The sequence below is a fragment of the Actinomycetospora atypica genome (assembly GCF_042653685.1).
GTDB lineage: Bacteria > Actinomycetota > Actinomycetes > Mycobacteriales > Pseudonocardiaceae > Actinomycetospora > Actinomycetospora atypica.
Window position 1 is genome coordinate 39,864 of record NZ_JBHSIV010000006.1, and the last position, 18,769, is coordinate 58,632.

At 74.1% G+C, this 18,769-nt stretch carries 21 protein-coding genes; 5 read left to right on the forward strand and 16 right to left on the reverse strand.

Features of this window, described 5'->3' with window-relative positions; genetic code table 11:
* The first annotated feature begins 21 nt into the window (after window positions 1-21).
* Both ACFPBZ_RS07410 and hrpB read left to right on the forward strand, forming a co-directional pair.
* Window positions 22-312, forward strand: coding sequence for a putative quinol monooxygenase (locus tag ACFPBZ_RS07410; RefSeq protein WP_378035381.1), 291 nt, complete (start codon window positions 22-24; stop codon window positions 310-312).
* Window positions 313-369: 57 nt separating this feature from the next.
* A complete protein-coding gene (gene hrpB, locus ACFPBZ_RS07415) occupies window positions 370-2,787 on the forward strand; it encodes an ATP-dependent helicase HrpB (RefSeq protein WP_378035382.1) in 2,418 nt (805 codons plus the stop codon).
* Here hrpB and ACFPBZ_RS07420 read toward each other — a convergent pair.
* Window positions 2,784-3,341 carry a malonic semialdehyde reductase gene (locus tag ACFPBZ_RS07420; protein ID WP_465251509.1) on the reverse strand — a complete coding sequence of 186 codons (558 nt, stop codon included), beginning with the start codon at window positions 3,339-3,341 and terminating at the stop codon, window positions 2,784-2,786. The two genes, hrpB and ACFPBZ_RS07420, sit on opposite strands and share 4 nt — an antisense overlap.
* A gap of 90 nt (window positions 3,342-3,431) precedes the next feature.
* Window positions 3,432-3,971: an NADPH-dependent F420 reductase gene (locus tag ACFPBZ_RS07425; protein ID WP_378035383.1), complete on the reverse strand. Its 540-nt coding sequence runs from the start codon at window positions 3,969-3,971 to the stop codon at window positions 3,432-3,434.
* An 87-nt stretch (window positions 3,972-4,058) separates the two neighbouring features.
* On the opposite strand from ACFPBZ_RS07425, the gene ACFPBZ_RS07430 reads away from it, so the two are divergent.
* Entirely contained in the window at window positions 4,059-4,520 is a 462-nt protein-coding gene (locus ACFPBZ_RS07430; protein ID WP_378035384.1) for a MarR family winged helix-turn-helix transcriptional regulator, read from the forward strand.
* On the opposite strand, the gene ACFPBZ_RS07435 is transcribed toward ACFPBZ_RS07430, so the two are convergent.
* From ACFPBZ_RS07435 to ACFPBZ_RS07455, 5 genes are all read right to left on the reverse strand, one after another.
* On the reverse strand, window positions 4,517-5,086 hold the full coding sequence (locus tag ACFPBZ_RS07435) for a hypothetical protein (RefSeq protein WP_378035385.1): 570 nt from the start codon (window positions 5,084-5,086) through the stop codon (window positions 4,517-4,519). The genes ACFPBZ_RS07430 and ACFPBZ_RS07435 overlap by 4 nt on opposite strands.
* Before the next feature lie 8 nt (window positions 5,087-5,094).
* The gene (locus ACFPBZ_RS07440; protein ID WP_378035386.1) at window positions 5,095-5,469 is read right to left on the reverse strand and encodes a cupin domain-containing protein; all 375 of its coding nucleotides are present in this window, start codon (window positions 5,467-5,469) and stop codon (window positions 5,095-5,097) included.
* Between the two features lie 250 nt (window positions 5,470-5,719).
* Complete coding sequence (locus tag ACFPBZ_RS07445) at window positions 5,720-6,925, reverse strand: amidohydrolase family protein (protein ID WP_378035387.1); 1,206 nt, start codon at window positions 6,923-6,925, stop codon at window positions 5,720-5,722.
* Entirely contained in the window at window positions 6,922-7,215 is a 294-nt protein-coding gene (locus ACFPBZ_RS07450) for a hypothetical protein (protein ID WP_378035388.1), read from the reverse strand. Before ACFPBZ_RS07450 ends, ACFPBZ_RS07445 begins: the two co-directional genes overlap by 4 nt.
* Window positions 7,202-7,597 (reverse strand): Rieske (2Fe-2S) protein, encoded by a 396-nt coding sequence (locus ACFPBZ_RS07455; RefSeq protein WP_378035389.1) that lies wholly within the window; start codon window positions 7,595-7,597, stop codon window positions 7,202-7,204. The genes ACFPBZ_RS07450 and ACFPBZ_RS07455 overlap by 14 nt, the downstream gene beginning before the upstream one ends.
* Window positions 7,598-7,664: 67 nt before the next feature.
* Between ACFPBZ_RS07455 and ACFPBZ_RS07460 the strand changes: the two genes are divergently transcribed.
* Window positions 7,665-8,531 carry a LysR family transcriptional regulator gene (locus ACFPBZ_RS07460; protein WP_378035390.1) on the forward strand — a complete coding sequence of 289 codons (867 nt, stop codon included), beginning with the start codon at window positions 7,665-7,667 and terminating at the stop codon, window positions 8,529-8,531.
* A 1-nt stretch (window position 8,532) separates the two neighbouring features.
* Here ACFPBZ_RS07460 and ACFPBZ_RS07465 read toward each other — a convergent pair whose 3' ends face one another.
* Window positions 8,533-8,982: a MarR family winged helix-turn-helix transcriptional regulator gene (locus ACFPBZ_RS07465; protein WP_378035391.1), complete on the reverse strand. Its 450-nt coding sequence runs from the start codon at window positions 8,980-8,982 to the stop codon at window positions 8,533-8,535.
* 34 nt (window positions 8,983-9,016) lie between these two features.
* On the opposite strand from ACFPBZ_RS07465, the gene ACFPBZ_RS07470 reads away from it, so the two are divergent.
* Entirely contained in the window at window positions 9,017-9,418 is a 402-nt protein-coding gene (locus tag ACFPBZ_RS07470) for a DUF5313 family protein (RefSeq protein ID WP_378035392.1), read from the forward strand.
* Here the strand turns inward: ACFPBZ_RS07470 and ACFPBZ_RS07475 are convergent.
* The 8 genes from ACFPBZ_RS07475 to cynS all read right to left on the reverse strand — a co-directional run bounded on the left by ACFPBZ_RS07475 (window position 9,415) and on the right by cynS (window position 18,754).
* A complete protein-coding gene (locus ACFPBZ_RS07475) occupies window positions 9,415-11,130 on the reverse strand; it encodes a serine/threonine-protein kinase (protein ID WP_378035393.1) in 1,716 nt (571 codons plus the stop codon). The genes ACFPBZ_RS07470 and ACFPBZ_RS07475 overlap by 4 nt on opposite strands.
* A gap of 121 nt (window positions 11,131-11,251) precedes the next feature.
* On the reverse strand, window positions 11,252-11,920 hold the full coding sequence (locus tag ACFPBZ_RS07480; RefSeq protein WP_378035394.1) for a sirohydrochlorin chelatase: 669 nt from the start codon (window positions 11,918-11,920) through the stop codon (window positions 11,252-11,254).
* Window positions 11,917-12,798, reverse strand: a complete 882-nt coding sequence (locus ACFPBZ_RS07485; protein ID WP_378035395.1) for a uroporphyrinogen-III synthase — start codon at window positions 12,796-12,798, stop codon at window positions 11,917-11,919. Before ACFPBZ_RS07485 ends, ACFPBZ_RS07480 begins: the two co-directional genes overlap by 4 nt.
* Complete coding sequence (gene nirD, locus ACFPBZ_RS07490; RefSeq protein WP_378035396.1) at window positions 12,791-13,195, reverse strand: nitrite reductase small subunit NirD; 405 nt, start codon at window positions 13,193-13,195, stop codon at window positions 12,791-12,793. The genes ACFPBZ_RS07485 and nirD overlap by 8 nt, the downstream gene beginning before the upstream one ends.
* Window positions 13,192-15,774 carry a nitrite reductase large subunit NirB gene (gene nirB, locus ACFPBZ_RS07495; protein ID WP_378035397.1) on the reverse strand — a complete coding sequence of 861 codons (2,583 nt, stop codon included), beginning with the start codon at window positions 15,772-15,774 and terminating at the stop codon, window positions 13,192-13,194. The genes nirD and nirB overlap by 4 nt, the downstream gene beginning before the upstream one ends.
* Window positions 15,775-15,842: 68 nt before the next feature.
* On the reverse strand, window positions 15,843-17,228 hold the full coding sequence (locus ACFPBZ_RS07500; RefSeq protein WP_378035398.1) for a nitrate/nitrite transporter: 1,386 nt from the start codon (window positions 17,226-17,228) through the stop codon (window positions 15,843-15,845).
* A 148-nt stretch (window positions 17,229-17,376) separates the two neighbouring features.
* A complete protein-coding gene (locus ACFPBZ_RS07505; RefSeq protein WP_378035399.1) occupies window positions 17,377-18,237 on the reverse strand; it encodes a TIGR02569 family protein in 861 nt (286 codons plus the stop codon).
* 64 nt (window positions 18,238-18,301) lie between these two features.
* The gene (cynS, locus tag ACFPBZ_RS07510) at window positions 18,302-18,754 is read right to left on the reverse strand and encodes a cyanase (protein WP_378035400.1); all 453 of its coding nucleotides are present in this window, start codon (window positions 18,752-18,754) and stop codon (window positions 18,302-18,304) included.
* Window positions 18,755-18,769 lie beyond the last annotated feature (15 nt).

Here is an 18,769-nt window from a genome sequence, read left to right on the forward strand (position 1 = left end):
GAGAGTTGTTAGACTGAAGCGATGCTGATCATCGGAGGTCACGTCGAGGTCACGCCCGAGGATCGGGACCGGCTCGTCGAGGAGTTCGCCGACCTCGTCCGGCGCGCCCGGGCTGCGCCCGGCTGTCTCGACGCCGCCATCACGGCCGACTCCGTCGACCCGGGGCGCATCAACAACTACGAGCGGTGGCGGTCGTGGGAGGACCTGGACGCGTGGCGGGCGGTGGCCCACGCGCCCGACGTCGGCGACGCCTTCCGGTCCGTCGACGTCGCTCTGTTCGACGCCTCCGGGGAGCGGTCGCCGTTCGCGTGATCGTCCGACGCGATCAGCTGCGCGCTCCGCGTACCCGGTGGTGGTAGACCGGCGGGCGTGATCGACGAGGTCGGGCTCGACCTGCCGGTGCGTCCGGCCCTGCCGCGGCTCGAGGCCGCGCTGGCCGAGCACGGTGCAGCGGTCCTCGTCGCGCCGCCCGGCACCGGGAAGACGACGCTCGTGCCGCTCGCGCTCGCCGGGGCGGTCACCGGGAAGGTGCTCGTGGCCGAGCCGCGGCGGGTCGCCGTCCGGGCGGCCGCGGCGCGGATGGCCTCGCTCGTCGGGGAGCCGGTCGGGCAGCGGGTCGGCTACGCGATCCGGGGCGAGCGGCGCGGCGGGAAGGACGTCCGGGTCGAGGTGGTGACGACGGGCCTGCTCGTCGCGCGGCTGCAGCGCGACCCGGAGCTCGCCGGGGTCGACGCCGTCGTCCTCGACGAGTGCCACGAGCGCCACCTCGACACCGACCTGGCGCTCGCCTTCGCCGTCGACGCGCGCATCCTGCGCCCCGAGCTGCAGCTGCTCGCCACCTCCGCCACCGCAGCCGCCGACGGCCTCTCCGCCGCCCTCGACGGCCCGGTGATCACCGCGCCCGACCCGCTGCACCCCGTCGAGGTCGTCTGGTGCCCGCCGGCGAAGCCGGTGCCGCCGCCGCGGGGGATGCGGGTGGAGCCGGCGCTGATCGACCACGTCGGCGCCGTGGTGCGCCGGGCGCTCGCCGAACGGGAGGGCGACGCGCTCGTGTTCCTGCCCGGCCGCCGGGAGATCGACGAGGTGGCCCGACGCCTCGTCGGGACGGATGCCGAGGTGCTCACGCTGCACGGCGGGCAGGACGCGGCGCACCAGGACGCGGTCCTGGCCGGGTCGACCGGACGCCGGCGCGTGGTGCTGTCGACGTCGATCGCCGAGACCAGCCTGACGGTGCCCGGGGTGCGGATCGTCGTCGACGCGGGCCTCGCGCGGCGGCCCTGGACCGACCACGCGCGCGGGCTCGACGCGCTCGTCACCGTGCTCGCGTCGCAGTCCTCGGCCACCCAGCGGGCCGGGCGCGCGGGTCGCGAGGCGCCGGGAGCGGTGTATCGATGCTGGTCGGAGGCCGAGCACGCCCACCGCGACCGCGACGACTCCCCCGAGCTCGCGCACGCCGACCTCGCCGGCTTCGCCCTGCAGCTCGCCCGGTGGGGCACCCCCGACGCCGCCGGGCTGGCCCTGCTCGACCCGCCGCCGGCGACCGCGTTCGAGGCCGCGCGGGAGGTGCTGCGCGGACTCGGGTTGACCGACGGCGAGGGGCGCATCGCCGAGCGCGGACGGTCGGTGGCGACGGCCGGGGTGCACCCACGGCTCGGGCGGGCCCTGCTCGACGGGGCCGACGCGGTCGGCGCGAAGACGGCGACCGAAGTGGTGGCGCTGCTCGCCGCCGAGGTGCCGGGGAGCTCCGACGACCTCGAGGAGCGCCTCCGAGCGGCCCGGGGCTCGCACGACCCGCGCTGGCAGGCGGAGGTCCGACGGCTGAAGCAGGCGGTCCCGGGCGGCGGGCGGGCATCGTCGGGACCGCCCGCCGTCGTCGTCGCCCTCGCCTACCCCGACCGCCTGGCCCGGGCACGGTCGGCGGAGGCGCGCGAGTACCTGACGACCGGCGGCACCGGGGTCGAGCTCGGGGTGTCCTCACCGCTGCGCGGGGCACCGTGGATCGCGGTGGCCGACGCGGTGCGCGGCCCGGGTGACCGGGTGGCGCGCGTGCGCCTCGCCGTGCCGATCGACGAGGACCTCGCTCGCGAGGCCGCCGCGGCCTGGTGGCGCGACGACGAGGTGGTCGCGTGGGTCGACGGCGACGTGGTGGCCGAGCGCCAGGAACGGCTCGGCGCGATCGTGCTGGCCCGCCGCCCCCTGCGGGACCCCGACCCGGTGGCGGTGGCCGCCGCGGTCCGCGACGGGATCGCCGCGGAGGGCCTCGACCTGCTCCGGTGGGACGACGCCGCGACGTCGCTGCGGGCGCGCCTCGCGTTCCTCCACGCGGCGCTCGGCGACCCGTGGCCCGCCGTCGACGACGCCTCCCTGCTCGCACGGCTCGACGAGTGGCTCGACCTGTCGCGCGTGCGCCGCCGCGGCGACCTGTCGCGGGTCAGGGTGGCGACGGCGCTGCGGCGGTTGATGCCCTGGTCGCAGGCGGGCCGGTTCGACGAGCTCGCGCCGCCCCGGGTCACGACCCCGGCCGGCCGCAACGTGCCGGTCGACTACACCGACCCGGCCGCCCCGGTGATCGCGCTGAAGCTCCAGCACGCCTTCGGGTGGGAGCGGGCGCCGCTCCTGGCCGGCGTCCCGGTCGTCGTGCACCTGCTCTCCCCCGCCGGTCGACCGGCGGCGGTGACGGCGGACCTCGCGTCGTTCTGGGGCGAGGGCTACCGCCAGGTGCGCGCCGACCTGCGGGGCCGCTACCCGAAGCACGCGTGGCCGGAGGACCCGAGGCGGCCCGGCTAGACCCACTGCAGGACGTCGTCGAGGTCGAGGCGCGGCAGCCGGCCGAACCAGGGGTTCTCGCCGGGATGCCCGATGTTGACGACCAGGATGGAGCGGTACCGCCCGTCGGGGAAGAACGTCGCGTCGACGCCCGCGGCGTCGAACCCCGCCATCGGACCGGCCGCCAGCCCGCGCGCCCGCACGGCGAGGATGAAGTAGCCGGCCTGCAGCGTGGCGTTGAAGGTCGCGGTCTCGGCCCGCAGGGCGTCGTCGGCCGCGAACACGTCCTTCAGCTCCGGCTTGAACGGCAGCAGCACCGGGACGTGCTCGTGGAACCGGGTGTCGCGGGCGAGGACCGCGACCGCGGGCGCGGACCGCGTCTTGTGCCTGTTCCCCTCGTTCATGTGCTCGACGAGCCGCTCCCGGCCCGCCCCGGGGTGGACGTAGAGGACCCGCAGGGGCTGCGTGTTGCCGGCGGTCGGCGCCCAGCGGGCGAGCTCCCAGACGGCCGTGAGCTCGTCGTCGCCCACCGGGGTGTCGGCGAAGTCGTTGGCCGTCCGTGCTCCGGTGAACATCAGGCGCTCACCGGTCGCGTCCGGAGGGTCGTGGTCGTGGTCGTGGTCGTGGTCATGGCGTCTCCCGTTCTCGGACGTGTCGGCCGGTACTCAGAGCTCGCCCGGGACGGCGACGCGGTAGAAGACGCCGCCGACCGGGGCGATGCCGAGCAGGAGCCAGGCCGCGTCCTCGAACTGGCGGGCGCGCGAGAGGTCCCCGACCCGGACCGGGTCGTAGCCGGCGTCCCGGGTCAGCTGCTCGGTGACGGCGACGGCGTCCTCGTCCGCGACGTACCAGTTGCTCGGGCGGACACGCTGCTCGCGCACCCGGTCGAACAGGCCGCCGAAGTTCATGTTGAACGCCTTGGCCACCGGACCGCCCGTCGCGGTCTTCACCTCCTGCGCGTACGAGGGAGCCGAGCCCTGACGCGGCAGCGCGTTCGTCGCGTCGATGGCGATCTTCCCGACGAGGCCCGTGACCTTCGCCAGTGCCGTCGTGATCTCCCCGCCCGGTACGGCGACCAGGACGACGTCCGCCTCGGAGGCGTCCCCGCCCTCCCGCCCGAGCTCGGTGACCTCGTGGCCCGCCTCCCGCCACAGGCGGGCGAGCCCGCTGCCGATGGTGCCCCGGCCGATCGTCACGATCTTCATCCCGCTGCTCCCTCACCCGCTGGTTAACGTGTGAACCAAAGTACGACCGCGGAGGTTCACACGTCAACCAACGGTAGGCTGGGCGCCATGGACGAGGCGCGATGGCTGGATCCGCAGGAGGAACGCGCCTGGCGAGGTCTCATGGCGATGCAGGACGCGCTGGACGAGTTCCTCGAGCGGCAGCTCCGCACCCGCGACGGACTCTCGGGTGCCGACTACCAGGTGCTGGCGCACCTCTCGGAGAACGGGGGCCGCCTCCGGTCGTTCGAGCTCGGCGCCCTGGTGCGCTGGGAGAAGAGCCGCCTGTCGCAGCACCTGGGGCGGATGGAGAAGCGCGGCCTGGTCACGCGCGAGCGATGTGCCACGGACCAACGCGGGTGCATCGCCGTCATCACGCCCGAGGGCACCGAGCGGATCACCGCCGCGGCCCCGCAGCACGTCCGCGACGTCCGGGCGGCGCTCGTCGACCACCTCACCGCGGACGAACTGGAGACGCTCGCCCGGATCGGCGAGGGCGTCGTCGACCGTCTGGGCCCACCCGGGCCCTAGTCCTTCGACGCGACCTTCTCGAGCTTCTGCGTCACCGTCTTGCGGTCCTTGTTCTGCTTCTCGTGCTCGAGGGCCTTCTGCGCCTCGTCGGGCGACAGGTCCTTCGCCTGCTTGACGGCCTCGTCGGCGTTCATCCCGTCGAGGTGGGCGTCCTTGCGGGCCTGCTTCGCGCCCTCGGTGTTGGGGACGTCGCCCTTCCCCTCCCGGGAGCCCTTCTTCTTGGCCTCGCGGGTCTTCTCCTGCTCCTCGGTCGACATCTCCTCCCAGGCCTTCTTCGGGAGGTAGCGGTCGGTCTCGTCCTCGCCGCGGGCGTCGGTGGAGCCGTCGGCGGTCTGCCACTCCTCGTCGGTCCACTGCGAGAGGTTGCGCTGCTGCTCGGTGGGCTCGTCCTTGTGCTTGTAGTCCACGCCCTGCTTCTCGTACTCCTGGGTGAGCATCTGGCTCTTGCGGGCCGACCACTTCCCGGCGGCCGCACCCTTGTCCGACTGCTTGATCTCCTCCTTGAGGCGCTCGCGCAGCTCGGGGTCGGTGTAGTCCTTCTCGTAGTCCTTCGCGCCCTTGGTCATGGGTGGGGCTACCCGCGTCTGGTCCCCTGCTCGGTCACCAGTCGGTCGAACTTCGCGGGCCCGCAGATCGTCAGCATCCGCACCGGCTCGTCGTCGAGCACCCAGAGCGTGTGCTCGACGTCGCGCGGCAGGAAGATGAAGTCGCCCGCCGCCGCCGTGAACTCCTCCTCGCCGCAGCGCCCGCCGACCCGACCCGCGAGCACGTGGAACATCTCGTCCTCGCCCTCGTGGGTGTGCGGGGCGACGACGAGGCCCACCGGCGCCGCCTGCTCCATCACCGAGACACGGCCCTCGGTGTCGTCCCCCGACGCCTTGACCGTGAACACGGCCCCGTCGAAGTCGTAGGTCTCCCCGGTGCCGGCCGCCCGCACGAATCCGCTCATGGCAGCGGGAGTACCCGTCGGGGGCGCCGGGCGTTGCGGGCCGCACACAGCCGGCTCGATCCGTGGCGCTCGCGCCCGGCCTTGCGTGTCGCAACGGCGCGGACATCGGGGGCCGACTCCGCCGGCCGTGTGCGTCGCGCAACGGCCGGCGATCCGCCGTCGCGAGTGGCACGTCAGGCAGGTCCGACGGCCCCGGAACCTGCCTCCCGTGCCACTCGCACGCGAGCGGCGGGACCGCGGGCGCAGGGCGTCAGCCGCCCAGCGAGAACACCTTCCGCGCCGTCTCCCCCAGGATGTTGCGCTTGCCGTGGTCGGAGACGAACGGGAGCGCGGCGATGCGGCCCGGGACGTCGAAGTCCCAGTGCGGCCAGTCCGACGAGTACATCAGCGTGTTCTCCGCGTCGATCGCCTCGAGCGTGGAGGCCAGCAGCTTGTCGTCGGTCCACTCCATCGGCTGCGAGGTGTAGTACATCTCGCGGATGTAGTGCGAGGGCGGGCGCGTGAGCAGCGGGGCGTCGGACTGGCGCATCGAGTACTCGTGGTCGAGGCGCTGCATCATGAACGGCAGCCACGCGAGGCCGCTCTCGATCCAGATCGTCCGCAGGCCCGGGAAGCGCTCCGGGATGCCGTTGACGATCCAGTTCGTCATGTGGGTCATGTTGCAGGTCACGAAGCTCATCGCGTGCGCCGAGAGGAACCGGTTCATCGTCGAGGTCATCGTGTCGGACTGGTTCGGGCCCGCGTGGAACCCGATCGGCAGGCCGCGGCGCTCGAGCTCGCGGTAGACCGGCATGTAGGCGTTGCGGTGCACCCCGGCGTGGCGCTGCGAGGTCACCAGGAAGCCGATCACCCCGGGGGCGTCGGCGAACTCCTCGATCGTCGCGAGGCAGGCGTCGGGGTTCTCGAAGGGCAGGCCGAGCATCGTCCGGATGCGCGGCTCGCGCGGCAGCACCTCGGCGACGAACCAGCGGTTGTAGGCCTGCAGTAGGGCGGTCGCGACCTCCGGCTGCGGGTGCAGCCCGGTCTCGAGCATCGGCTGCGGGAACACGACCTGGACGTCGATCGACATCGCGTCCATCGCGCGGCGCACCAGCGTCGCGTCGCGGTGGGCGCCGCTCTCGACGCCGGGCGTGTCCTCGCCCAGCGCCGCCTGGTGCGGGATGCGCCCGGAGACGTCCTGCATCGTCAGGCCGGGCGAGTGGTTGTGCAGGGCCAGGCGTGCCGCGTTGGGCCAGTTCTGCATCATCTGGTTCGCGGTGTCGCGCATGACCGGGCTGTCGAGGTACTGCAGGATCTCCGGCCACGAGTCGAGCTCCACGTGGTGGGAGTCGACGTCGACGATGAAGTAGTCGTCCAGGCCGTAGCGCTCGGTGTCGCGCCGGGCGTTCGCGAGGATCTCGCGGGTGTCGGTGGCGGTGGTGATCTCCTGCGTGGGCAGGCGCCGGACCGTGCTCATGAGCTGCTCCTCGAGAACCACAGGGCGAGGTCGAACGGGTTGAGGTCGTTGCTGCGCAGGGCCGCGGTGGCGAGGACGACCGCGTCGGTGGGAGTGAGGTCGGTGCCGTCGGGCGCCGGGGCGTCCTCCTCGGTGGCCACGGCCCAGCAGCGCCCGGCCGTCCCGACGAGGCGTCGGGCCGTGTCGGGCGCGAGGCGCGCGATAGCGCCGTCGGCGAACCCCGCCTCCACCTCGGCGCCCAGCTCGGCCACCAGCTGATCGATACGGGCCGCCCGTTCAGACCGTGACACGGATCCGGCCCTCCTCCTCGTCCACCGGGAACGGGCGCAACGACGCGCCGGGCACCCCGGGGTGGCGGCCGGTGGTCACGTCGTACTCGTAGCCGTGCCACGGGCACACCACGTGCATCGTGCCGTCGTCGAACGTGAGCCCGAGGCTGCGCTGCTCCGGGTCGAGCCGCTCGCGGACCCGGCTCACGATCCGGCCCTGGCAGGCCGGCCCGCCCTGGTGGGCGCACACGTTCTCCCAGGCGTACAGCCGGCCGGCGAAGCGGAAGATGCCGACGGTCACCGGCCTCGTCGTCGTGATCTCGACGACGAGGCGGCCGCGCTCCGGCACGTCCTCGGACGCGGCGACGTCCACGACGCTCGGCGCCTTTGTGGTGGTGGTCATAGCGACCAGAGTCCTCGCGGAAGCCCCGCCTGTAAATTTCACGATGCTACGGTTCTTCGTGAGTTCTATGAACTTTACCCTGCGGCAGGTCTCCTACCTGGTCGCCGTGGCCGAGCACGGCACCCTCGCGGCCGCCGCGGCGGCGCTGCACGTCTCGCCCTCGGCGATCTCCGTCGCGCTCGACGAGCTCGACCGGGCGCTCGGCGTCCAGCTCACCCTGCGGCGCCGCGCGCACGGGGTCCGGCTCACCCCGGCGGGCCGGGCGGCCGCCACCCGCGGGCGGCGGCTGCTGCGCGACGCCGGGGAGCTCGCCACGAGCGTGGGCGGATCGGGCGAGGTCGCCGGGGTCGTCTCGGTCGGCTGCTACCCGACGCTCGCGCCGGCGGTGGTCGCGCCATGGATCGCGGCGCTGCGGGAGCGCCACCCGCGGACCCGGGTGGAGTTCGTCGAGGACGACCAGGACCGGCTGCAGCGGCGACTGCTCGACGGTGAGCTCGACCTCGCCGTGCTCTACGACCACGGCCTCTCCTCGGGCCTGGACACCGAGCGGATCGCGGCCAACGTCCCCTACCTGCTCGTCGCCCGGGACCACCCGCACGCCGGCGTCGGGCCGGTCGACCTGCGCGTCGTGGCGGACGAGCCGATGGTGCTGCTCGACCTCCCGCCGTCCTCCGACCACGCCCTCGCGGTGTGCCGGGAGCTGGGGGTGACGCCGCGCATCGAGCACCGCACCCGCTCCCCGGAGATGGTGCGGGCCCTCGTCGGGCAGGGCCTCGGCTGGTCGGTGCTCGCCCAGGCGGCACCCGACCCCAGCACGACGGTCGCCCGGGTCCCGCTGGACCGCGAGCCGCCGCCGCTGCCGGTGGTGGCCGCCTGGTCGCGGGCGATCACCCGCAGCCCGGTGGTGCGGGCGATGCTCGACGCCCGCCCCTGAGTCACTCCGTGCGGGCCGCCGCGATCACCGCGCTCAGGTCGGCGTGCAGCCGCAGCAGCTCCTCGACCGGCATCCCGAGCCGCTCGACGACCGCCGGCGGGATGCGCTCGGCGTCGGCGCGCAGCGTGCGGCCGGCGTCGGTGAGGGTGACCGCGAGGGTGCGCTCGTTGCCCGGGACGCGCCGCCGCTCCAGGTAGCCCTGGGCCTCGAGCCGCTTGAGCAGCGGCGAGAGGGTGCCGGGGTCGAGTGCCAGCTTCTCCGACAGGTCGGTGACCGACAGCGGCTCGTCGCCCCAGAGCGCCAGCATCACGAGGTACTGCGGGTGGGTGAGCCCCAACGGCTCGAGCAGGGGGCGGTAGAGCCCGATCACCGAGCGGGCCGCGACGGCCAGCGCGAAGCAGACCTGATTCTCCAGCGCGAGGGCATCGAGCTCCTCGGGGGCGGCGGACATGGCGCCATCCTAACTTGGTGCGCATACTGTTGGGGTGCAAAGCGTCAATCGGCCCGGCCCCCTGTGGTGGCTCTGGTACGCCTACGGCGGCTCGCTCCCGGAGCGCTTCTCGCCGTGGGTGCTGCACGACACCACCTGCCGCACGTGGTGGGTGCGCCACGTGGTCCGCATCGTCGTGCAGATCGCGCCCTTCGCGGCCGCCATCATCATCTTCGTGCCCGGCCCGCTGTGGCTGCGGGCGATGTGCGCCCTCGGCGGGGGCATCATGGGGATGATCTTCGCGGTGGCCTACGTCCACGAGACCGCCGAGCACCGCCTGCTCAAGGCCGGCTACCCGGTGGGCACCGGGGTCGCGACCCGGGCGGAGCGCACGCGGGAGAAGGACGACGAGGCGGCGGCCCGCTACTCCGCGCGCTACCGCGAGCCCGGCAGCTAGCGGCTCGAGAGGATCCGGCTGTCGTTGATCTTCCAGACCCCGTCCTCCTGCACCATCGTGAAGAGCGTCCGCTCCTCGCTGGTGCGTCCGTCCCGGTAGACGTAGGTGACGGTGGCGTCGACGCTGTTGCCCGCGCCCGGGGAGACCCCGCGCACCGACACCTGGCTCATCGCGTCCCAGAAGCGGGAGTAGCCGGCGAAGCCGCCGGCGGTGGTGCGCTGGTACGACGAGGTCAGTCGCCCCCAGCCCTCGGGCAGATTCGTCGGGATCATCGCGTAGTAGTCGATGACGGCCTGCTGCTGCGCGACCTGGTCCGGCGTGCCCTGGGCGGGTGCCACCGGGGCGTCGGACGCCGCCGGTGCGTCGGTGGCCGCCGGGGCGTCGGACGCCGTGGTCTCCCCGCTGCCCGAGCCGGCGTCCTCCGAGGCGCTCGGGGTGGGCCCGGCGACGGTGGCGGTGGGACTGCCGCCGCCGCCCGAGGCCAGGATCAGGGCCACGACGACGACGGCCCCCACCAGCAGCAGCGCGAGGGCGGCCCCGAGCAGACCCCGACGACGGCGCGGGGCCGGCGTGTCCTGCGCGTCCTGCTCCTCGGTCTCCGCCACGGCGGTGTCGGAGGGCCGCGGGGTCGGGCGGGTGATGTCCGGGGCGGCGGCCTGGGGGCCGGCCTGCGGCGCGACGGCCTGCGGTGCGGCGGCCTGGGGCGCGGCGGCCTGCGGCGCGGTCTGGGGGCGCGTCGACGGCGACGAGACGGCCGCCACCGCGACCCGGCCCGGCCCCGTCCCGGAGCCCCCGGACGCGGACCCCGCGGGCCCGACGGGTCCCCTCGGGCTCACCGGCACGGTCGCGCCGGTCGAGGGGCTCTGCCCGCCCCACTCCTCGGTCTCGACCTCGACGGCCGACAGGCGCTCGAGCTCGTCGGACACCTGGTGCATCTCGGGGCGATGCACGGGATCGGCGGCGAGCATCCGCTCCAGCAGCGGCGCCAGGGTCCCGGCGTGCCGCGGCGGCCGGTACTCCCCCGAGGCGACCCGGTGCAGCTGGGCGAGCGCGTTCTCGTCGCGGCCGAACGGCGGCTCGCCCTCCACCACGGCGTAGAGCGTGGACCCGAGCGAGTAGACGTCGGAGCGGAAGGTGGCCTCCGCGCCGCGGGCGACCTCCGGCGCGAGATAGGCGGGGGTGCCGGCCATCATCCCGGTCGAGGTGATGGTCGCCTCGTCGACCGCGCGGGAGATGCCGAAGTCGGTCACCTTCACCATGCCGTCGGCCCCGAGCAGGACGTTGCCGGGCTTGACGTCGCGGTGCACGATCCCGGCCGTGTGGGCGGCGGTCAGGGCGGCGGCGACCTGGTGCCCGACGGCCGCGGCGACCGGCGGTGTGAACACCCCGTCGGCGGCCACCACCTCGGACAGGCTCCGGGACGGCAGGTACTCCATCACCAGCCACGGCTGGGCGTCGTGGTCGACGACGTCGAACACCGCGATCGCGTGGGGGTGGTGGATCCGGGCGAAGAGCCGGCCCTCGCGCATCACGCGGCGGTAGGCCTGCTCGCGGCTCAGGTCGTCGACCCCGCTCGGCAGCCGGACCTGCTTGAGGGCGACCGTCCGGCGCAGCGTCTCGTCCTCGGCGCGCCAGACCACGCCCATCGCCCCGCTGCCGACCTGTGTGCCGAGGCGATAGCGCCCCGCGATCAGCTGGCCGTCCTCCGCCATCCGGGCTCCCCTCCCTTCGCGTGTGCTGCGTCCGGGGCAGTCTGCCCACCCGGGGCGCTCGACATACTCGCGGGGAGCATCGGGACACGGCGCGTCGCGGGACACACCGGCCGCGGACGGCTCACCCTGCCACGGCGAGCGCCGACCGGTACCGCGCGCACACCACGTCCACCACGCCCGGGTGGTCGCCCAACGGCTCCGCCACCACCGCTGCGCCCGAGTCGCCGGCCCAGCGGTGGAACACCCCCGGCGCGAGCAGCCACATGAGCAGCGCCACCGGCCCGTCCTGCGCGGCCACCACGTCGGCGAGCTTCGGTGCGCCGCCCGCGATGTAGCCGACGGGCACCTCGCCCCCCAGCCGGGCCGCCACCAGGTCGGCCGCCGTGCGCAGGTCGGCCTGCGCCACCTCGTCGGTCGACCCGGCCGCCGCGAGCACCACCCGCTCGCCCGCCCACCCGGCCGCACGCAGCCGGCCGAGCGCGGCGTCGACCAGCCCCGGGTCAGGCCCGAACGGCTCGGTGACCGTCACGTCCCGACGATCCAGGGCCGCGAGCTGGTCGGGGACGTCGCGGCGCACGTGGAACCCGGACGCGAGGAAGGCCGGCACGACGACCACCGGCTCGTCCGGGATCTTCGGCAGCAGGTCCGCGAGCTGCGGGCGCGCCACCCCGGCCCACGCGAGCCGGACCGTCACCTCCGGCAGCCGCGCGCGCACCCCGGTCAGCAGCGCCCCCCACGTGGCGCGGCCGGCGGGGTCGTTCGTGCCGTGCGCCAGCACCACCAGCGTCATGACCGGACCGTGGCCGGGCTCGTGGGGTCGAGCTCTCCGGTCGGCGCGCTCCCCTCGATGCCGCGTCGTGCCACGTGCTCCTCCAGCCGCCGCACCATCGCCCCGAGCCGGAACCGGTCGGGCGCGATGGAGGGGACGTCGCGGCGGTCGAGCGGCGCGGACGTCACCGGGCCGACCGAGCAGGCCAGCACCCCGTCGCGCAGCGCCTCCAGCAGCTCGTCGCCCCGGCCCGTCGCCTCCGCCCGGTGCACGAGCCCCTCGACCGCAGGCGCGCTGGTGAATGTCACCGCGTCGACCTCGCGGCCGACGATCGCCGCGATCAGGGCGTCGACGGCCGGCAGGTCGGGCGGCGGCTCCCAGCGGTAGACGTGCACCTCGACGACGTCGGCGCCCGCCTCGCGCAGCGCCGTGAGGAAGGAGGTCATCGCATCGCCGTGCAGCTGCACCGCGACCCGCCGCCCGGAGAGCTCGGAGGCCAGCAGGTGCTCCAGGACCTCCGGCGACGACTCGGTCTCGTCGGCCGACCACGCCTCGCGCAGACCCGAGCCGCGGATCGCGCCCCGGGCCTTCGGGCCGCGGGCGAGGATCTCGGCGTCGCCGAGGACCGCGCGCAGCCGCTCCCCGAGCTCCCACTCGTCGGCGACCTCGAGCCAGCCCCGGAACCCCTGCCCGGTGGTGGCGACGACGACGTCGGGCGGCGCGTCGACCAGCTCCCTCGTGACCGCCGCGAGGTCGGCGTCGTCGGCGAGCGGGACGATCCGCATCGTCGGGCCGTGCACCGTGGTGGCGCCGCGGCGGTGCAGCAGCTCGATCTGGTCGTCCGCGCGCCGGTCGGCCGTCACCCCCACGCGCACGCCGCTCAGCGGACCCTCACTCACGCGCGCCGACCTCGACCGTCCCGTTCACCACCCGCACAGGATAGGTCGCCACCACGGCACTCTCGTCCTCCAGCGCCGCCCCGGTCTCCAGCGCGAAGTGCTGCTTGTGCAGCGGCGAGGCCACCACCGCCACCCCGCCGAGGTCCCCGACGATGCCGCGGGAGAGCACGGAGGCGCCCGAGAAGGGGTCGACGTTGTGCAGGGCGAACAGGCGGTCGTCGTGCGTGCGGAACACCGCGACCGGCTCCCCGGCCACCAGCGCGGCCACCCCGCGCTCGGGCTGGAGCTTGTCGAGGGGGCAGATCGCGGTCCATCCGCGTCCCGACGAGGGGGTGGTCGGTTCGGCGGGGACGGGCTGCGGATCCTTGGACCGCGCCGCGGCGGTGTCGAGACTCATGCAGGGGCTCCCATCGGGATGCGGGCGCCGTCGGTGATCGGCACGCCGCCCAGGCCGAGCGCCGCGAGGTCCGTCGGCTGCCCGTCCTTCATCCCGGCTGGGACGCGGCGGCCGAGGTGGTCGACGAACTCGATCGTCGGGTCGGGCACGCCGGGCGCGTTGACGAACGAGGTGAAGCGCTCGAGCTTGTCGGGGTCGTCGAGCACGGCGGCCCACTCGTCGGCGTAGCCCGCGACGTGGGCGGCCATCTGCTCGTCCAACGACGCGCAGATCCCCAGCGAGTCCTCCATGATCACCTCGCGGAGGTGGTCGATCCCGCCCTCGAGCGACTCGATCCACGGCGCCGTGCGCTGCAGCCGGTCGGCGGTGCGCACGTAGAACATGAGGAACCGGTCGACGGTGCGGACCAGCGTCGCCGTGTCGAGGTCGGTGGCGATCAGCTCCGCGTGGCGCGGGGTGAAGCCGCCGTTGCCGCCGAGGTAGAGGTTCCAGCCGGTCTCGGTCGCGATGATCCCGAAGTCCTTGCTGCGGGCCTCGGCGCACTCCCGGGCACACCCCGAGACCCCGGACTTGAGCTTGTGCGGCGACCGGAGGCCCCGGTAGCGGAGCTCGAGCGCCACGGCCAGGCCCACGGAGTCCTGCACCCCGTAGCGGCACCAGTCGGTGCCGACGCACGACTTCACGGTGCGCAGCGACTTCCCGTAGGCGTGGCCCGACTCGAACCCGGCGTCGACGAGCCGGCGCCAGATCGCGGGCAGCTGCTCGACGCGCGCGCCGAACATGTCGATCCGCTGGCCGCCGGTGATCTTCGTGTAGAGCCCGAAGTCCTTCGCCACGGACCCGATCGCGATGAGTCCCTCGGGCGTGACCTCGCCGCCGGGCAGCCGCGGCACCACCGAGTAGGTGCCGTTGCGCTGCATGTTGGCCAGGAAGTGGTCGTTCGTGTCCTGCAGCGCGGCCGACTCGCCGTCGAGGACGTGGCCGCCGGCCAGGGTGGCGAGCATCGAGGCGACGGCGGGCTTGCAGACGTCGCAGCCCCGGCCCGTGCCGTACCGGTCGACGATCTCGCTGAAGGTCCGCAGGCCCGTCGCCATGACGATCTCGTAGAGCTCCGCGCGGCTGTGGGTGAAGTGCTCGCAGAGCGCCTTCGAGACCTCCACGCCGCAGCTCGCGAGGACCTTCGCGAGGGTCGGGACGCACGAGCCGCAGGTGGTGCCGGCCCGGGTGCACGCCTTGAGCTCCGGCACCGTCGACGCCTCGCCGGAGGTGATGGCCTCCACCAGGGCGCCCTTGGTGACCGCGTTGCAGGAGCAGATCTGGGCGCCGTCGGGCAGCGCGTCGATGCCCACGCCCACGGCGCCGTCGCCCGCCGGGGCGATCAGCGACATCGGGTCGCCCGGCAGCGTCTCGCCGAGGAAGCCGCGCAGCGTCTCGTAGTTCGAGGCGTCCCCGACGAGGACCCCGCCCAGCAGCGTCTGCGCGTCGTCGGAGACCACGAGCTTGGCGTAGGTCCCCGCCACCGGGTCGTTCAGGGTGACCTCGAGCGCCCCGGGGGTGGCGGCGTGGGCGTCGCCGAAGCTCGCGACGTCGACCCCGAGCAGCTTGAGCTTGGTCGACATGTCGGCCTCGGTGAACCGGCCCTCCGCCCCGGTGAGGCGCTCGGCCACCACCTCGGCCATCGCGTACCCCGGCGCGACGAGGCCGTAGGTGCGGCCCTTGACCGCCGCGACCTCGCCGACGGCCCACACGTGCTCGTCGTCGGTCCGGCAGCGCTCGTCGACCAGCACCCCGCCGCGCTCGCCGACCTCGAGGCCCATCGCGCGGGCGAGGGAGTCGGCGGGCCGGATGCCGGCGGAGAAGACGACCACCGACGCGTCGAGCTCGGTGCCGTCGGAGAGGGTCACGGTGAGCCCGCCGCGGTGGTCGCGCGCGATCGCGGCGGTGGACACCCCGGTGTGCACGCGCAGACCCAGCTCGGAGACCAGCGAGCGCAGCAGCGCCCCGCCTCCCTCGTCGACCTGCACCGGCATGAGCCGCGGCGCCATCTCCACCACGTGCGGCGAGAGCCCGAGCTGCCGCAGCGCGTTGGCGGCCTCGAGCCCGAGCAGCCCGCCGCCCACGACGACGCCCGAGCGCCGGCCGGCCCCGGCCGTCGCGATGGCGGCCGCCGCGGCGTCACGCAGCCCGTCGAGGTCGTCGAGCGTGCGGTAGACGAACACGCCGTCGAGCTCGCGGCCCGGCACCGGCGGCACGAACGGCACGCTGCCGGTGGCGAGCACGAGCTCGTCGTAGGCGACCTCCCGGCCCTTCGCCGTGGTCACCGTGCGGGCGGCGCGGTCGACCGCGACGACGGGCTCGTCGAGGTGGAGCTCGACGAGCGGGTCCGCGTGCTCGTCGAGCGCGAGGTCGTCGGCGCTCGCGTCCCCGACGTAGGACGACAGCGCCACCCGGTCGTACGCCGCCCGGGTCTCCTCGGCGAGGACGACGACGCGCCAGGAGCCCTCGACGTCACGGCGACGCAGGCTCTCGACGAAGCGGTGGCCGACCATCCCGTGGCCGACGACGACGACGGTGCGCACGATGTGCTCCCTCCGGTCGCTCGCGAGCACGTCGGGCGGCCGTGGCCCCCCGACGTGCCCACGAGTACTCACACGGACGCGTAGCTGACCGTCGACCCGGTGGCGGGGTCGGTCGCGGTGGGCGGCTTCCGCATGTAGACGACGTAGGTGACGACGAAGCAGACGGCGTAGAAGGCGAGGAACGCCCAGAACGCGGGCGAGCCCGACTTCGTCGTCAGGAACGACTGCCGGAACGCGAGGTTGATCAGCAGGCCGCCGAAGGCGCCGATGGCGCCGGCGATCCCGATCACCGCGCCGGAGATGCGCCGGGCCCACAGCAGCGACGCCTCGAGGTCCCGGCCCGTCGACTCCGCCGAGGCCAGGGCCTTCGTCCGGAAGACCGCGGGGATCATCTTGTAGACCGACCCGTTGCCGATGCCCGAGGTGATGAACAGCAGGACGAACCCGACGACGAAGACCGGCAGGGAGTCGACCGCCGAGGCCCCGAGGCAGATCAGGGTGGCCACGGCCATGGCGACGAAGTTCCAGAAGGTGACCCGGACGCCGCCGATGCGGTCGGACAGCGCGCCGCCGACCGGGCGGATCAGGGAGCCGAGCAGCGGGCCGATGAACGTCAGCGTCGCGGCCTGCAGCGGGGTGCGGCCGAACTGGTTCTGCAGCACCAGCCCGAAGGCGAAGCTGTAGCCGATGAACGAGCCGAAGGTGCCGATGTAGAGGAACGAGATGATCCAGGTCTGCGCCTCCCGGCAGGACTCCTTCAGCGCGCCGGTGTCGTTGCGGACCGACGACAGGTTGTCCATGAAGGTCGCCGAGCACAGCGTCGCGACGACGATCAGCGGGATGTAGATGCCGAGCAGGATCCGCGGCGCCCCCGTCCCGGCGGTGGCGATGATCAGCAGGCCGAGCAGCTGGACGACGGCCACGCCGAGGTTGCCGCCGCCGGCGTTGATGCCGAGCGCCCGGCCCTTCTCCCGCTCGGGGAAGAACGCGTTGATGTTCGTCATCGACGAGGCGAAGTTGCCGCCGCCGACGCCGGCGAAGGCCGCGACGATCATGAAGGTCGTGTAGCTGGTGCCGGGCTGCATGACGAACGCCGCGAGGATCGTCGGGATCAGCAGCAGGCTCGCGGCGATGATCGACCAGTTCCGCCCGCCGAAGACCGCGACCGCCATCGTGTACGGCAGCCGCAGCACCGACCCGACGAGCGTCGGGACGGCCACGAGGAAGAACTTGCCGGCGGTGTCGATGCCGTAGGCGGGTCCCATGAACAGGACCAGCACCGACCAGAGGGTCCAGATCGAGAACCCGATGTGCTCGGAGAAGACCGAGAACCACAGGTTCCGGTTCGCGATCCGCTTGCCGGTCGCCCGCCAGAACGACTCGTCCTCGGGCCGCCAGTCGTCGATCCAGCGACCCCGGAGCAGTCCTCCGGAGCTCGGTGCGCCCGCCGTCATCCCCTACGCCCTCTCGCCCGGGGCGCCCCTGGTGGGTGCGCCCGAATCGGGCCCGACGGTAGGAAGCGCGCGTTACCGGCCGATGACGGTGTGTTTCCGGGCGACGACGACGCGGGAGCGCATCGTCACACGGGCAATTCGGGCCGGATCAGAGCAGCTCGGTGATCACGCGGGCGGCGTGCTCCAGTCCGCGCAGCGACTCCCGCGTGCAGGCGGGGTGCTGGGCGTGCACCGCGAGGCGGAACAGCAGCCCGTGCAGCAGCATCTGCGGCCACTGCGCGAGGTGCCCCCAGCGCGCGACGATGCCCGCGTCGGCGCCGCCCCAGGCCAGGGCGTCCACGACGACGACCGCCGCGGCCCACTCGATCGGCCGCCAGAACGGCACGATGTCGAGCACCGCCGGCGGGACGTCCTCGCCGCTGCCGTCGAACAGAACGGTGCCGAAGAGGTCGCCGTGCACCAGCTGGGAGACGACCGGCGCGGCCGCCCGGCGCCGGGCGAGCTCGGCGAACAGGTCGCCGCCGGTCTCCGCGTCGAGGGTGACCGTGCGCTCGCCGAAGGCCATCCGGTCGGCGCGGGCGAGGATGTCGTCGCGGTCGTCGACGAAGCGCGGGCGCTCGATCCGGGCGAGGGCGCGGTGCAGGCGCAGCGACACCGCGACGACGTCGTCGTGGCGCGGGCGCACCTCGCCGGACACGTCGTGACAGGCCGACCAGCCCGAGACCACCCGGCGCCCGTCACTCGCGCGCACGGGGCGCGCGAGGCGGACGCCGTCGACGCCGCCCGCGCCGAGGTCCTCGATGGTCGCCGCCGACCACGCCGCGAGCACGGTGTCGGACACCGGGCGCAGCAGCACCCCGTCACAGCTCCAGGCCGGACCGGGCAGGTGCGCGCGCGGACGCGGCGTCGCGTCCCGCACCCCGAACGCGGTGCGGACGTGCACCGGAGGGCCCTCGGGCTCGTCCGTCACCGCTCCCTCGCGGGAGTCCTGAGCAGGGGCCGCCGTCACGCTCCGCACGCTACCCCTGACACAGGTCGAGTCAGGGCCAGGCCCACCGGCGTGTCTGGTGCGTCTAGTTCACCTTGTACGGCAGGAACTTGCCGCTCCAGACGAGCTTCACGCGGTCGCCCTTCGGGTCGGGCTCGCGCTCGAAGGTCATCGAGAAGTCGATGGCCGACATGATGCCGTCGCCGAACTCCTCGCGGATGAGCTCGTGGATGCTCGTGCCGTAGACCTGCAGCGCCTCCTGCAGGCGGTAGGTCACCGGCTCGGTGGGGTCGAGGGCGGCCTCGCCGCGCACGGGCGGGAGCGCCAGGTCCTCGACGATCTCCTCGTCGAGCTCGAGCATCGTCCCGACCTTCTCCGCCTCGTTGGCCGAGAGCGGCTGCTGGCCGAGCAGCGCCGCCGTCGTGTGCACCAGCGAGTGCCCGAGCTCGTCGGCGAGCTGCTGCCAGCTGATCCCGAGGCGGTCCTTGGCCCGCACCACCTCGCGTCCGGCGTCCAGGCGTGCGATCCGGTCCGACATACGTCCTCCTCCGTG

Coding starts and splice junctions, on each gene's coding strand:
- ACFPBZ_RS07410 (WP_378035381.1), top strand. CDS start 22: ATGCTGATCATCGGAGGTCACGTCGAGGTCACGCCCGAGGATCGGGAC.
- ACFPBZ_RS07420 (WP_465251509.1), bottom strand. CDS start 3,341: ATGTTCACCGGAGCACGGACGGCCAACGACTTCGCCGACACCCCGGTG.
- ACFPBZ_RS07425 (WP_378035383.1), bottom strand. CDS start 3,971: ATGAAGATCGTGACGATCGGCCGGGGCACCATCGGCAGCGGGCTCGCC.
- ACFPBZ_RS07430 (WP_378035384.1), top strand. CDS start 4,059: ATGGACGAGGCGCGATGGCTGGATCCGCAGGAGGAACGCGCCTGGCGA.
- ACFPBZ_RS07435 (WP_378035385.1), bottom strand. CDS start 5,086: ATGACCAAGGGCGCGAAGGACTACGAGAAGGACTACACCGACCCCGAG.
- ACFPBZ_RS07440 (WP_378035386.1), bottom strand. CDS start 5,469: ATGAGCGGATTCGTGCGGGCGGCCGGCACCGGGGAGACCTACGACTTC.
- ACFPBZ_RS07445 (WP_378035387.1), bottom strand. CDS start 6,925: ATGAGCACGGTCCGGCGCCTGCCCACGCAGGAGATCACCACCGCCACC.
- ACFPBZ_RS07455 (WP_378035389.1), bottom strand. CDS start 7,597: ATGACCACCACCACAAAGGCGCCGAGCGTCGTGGACGTCGCCGCGTCC.
- ACFPBZ_RS07460 (WP_378035390.1), top strand. CDS start 7,665: ATGAACTTTACCCTGCGGCAGGTCTCCTACCTGGTCGCCGTGGCCGAG.
- ACFPBZ_RS07465 (WP_378035391.1), bottom strand. CDS start 8,982: ATGTCCGCCGCCCCCGAGGAGCTCGATGCCCTCGCGCTGGAGAATCAG.
- ACFPBZ_RS07475 (WP_378035393.1), bottom strand. CDS start 11,130: ATGGCGGAGGACGGCCAGCTGATCGCGGGGCGCTATCGCCTCGGCACA.
- ACFPBZ_RS07480 (WP_378035394.1), bottom strand. CDS start 11,920: ATGACGCTGGTGGTGCTGGCGCACGGCACGAACGACCCCGCCGGCCGC.
- nirD (WP_378035396.1), bottom strand. CDS start 13,195: ATGAGTCTCGACACCGCCGCGGCGCGGTCCAAGGATCCGCAGCCCGTC.
- ACFPBZ_RS07500 (WP_378035398.1), bottom strand. CDS start 17,228: ATGACGGCGGGCGCACCGAGCTCCGGAGGACTGCTCCGGGGTCGCTGG.
- cynS (WP_378035400.1), bottom strand. CDS start 18,754: ATGTCGGACCGGATCGCACGCCTGGACGCCGGACGCGAGGTGGTGCGG.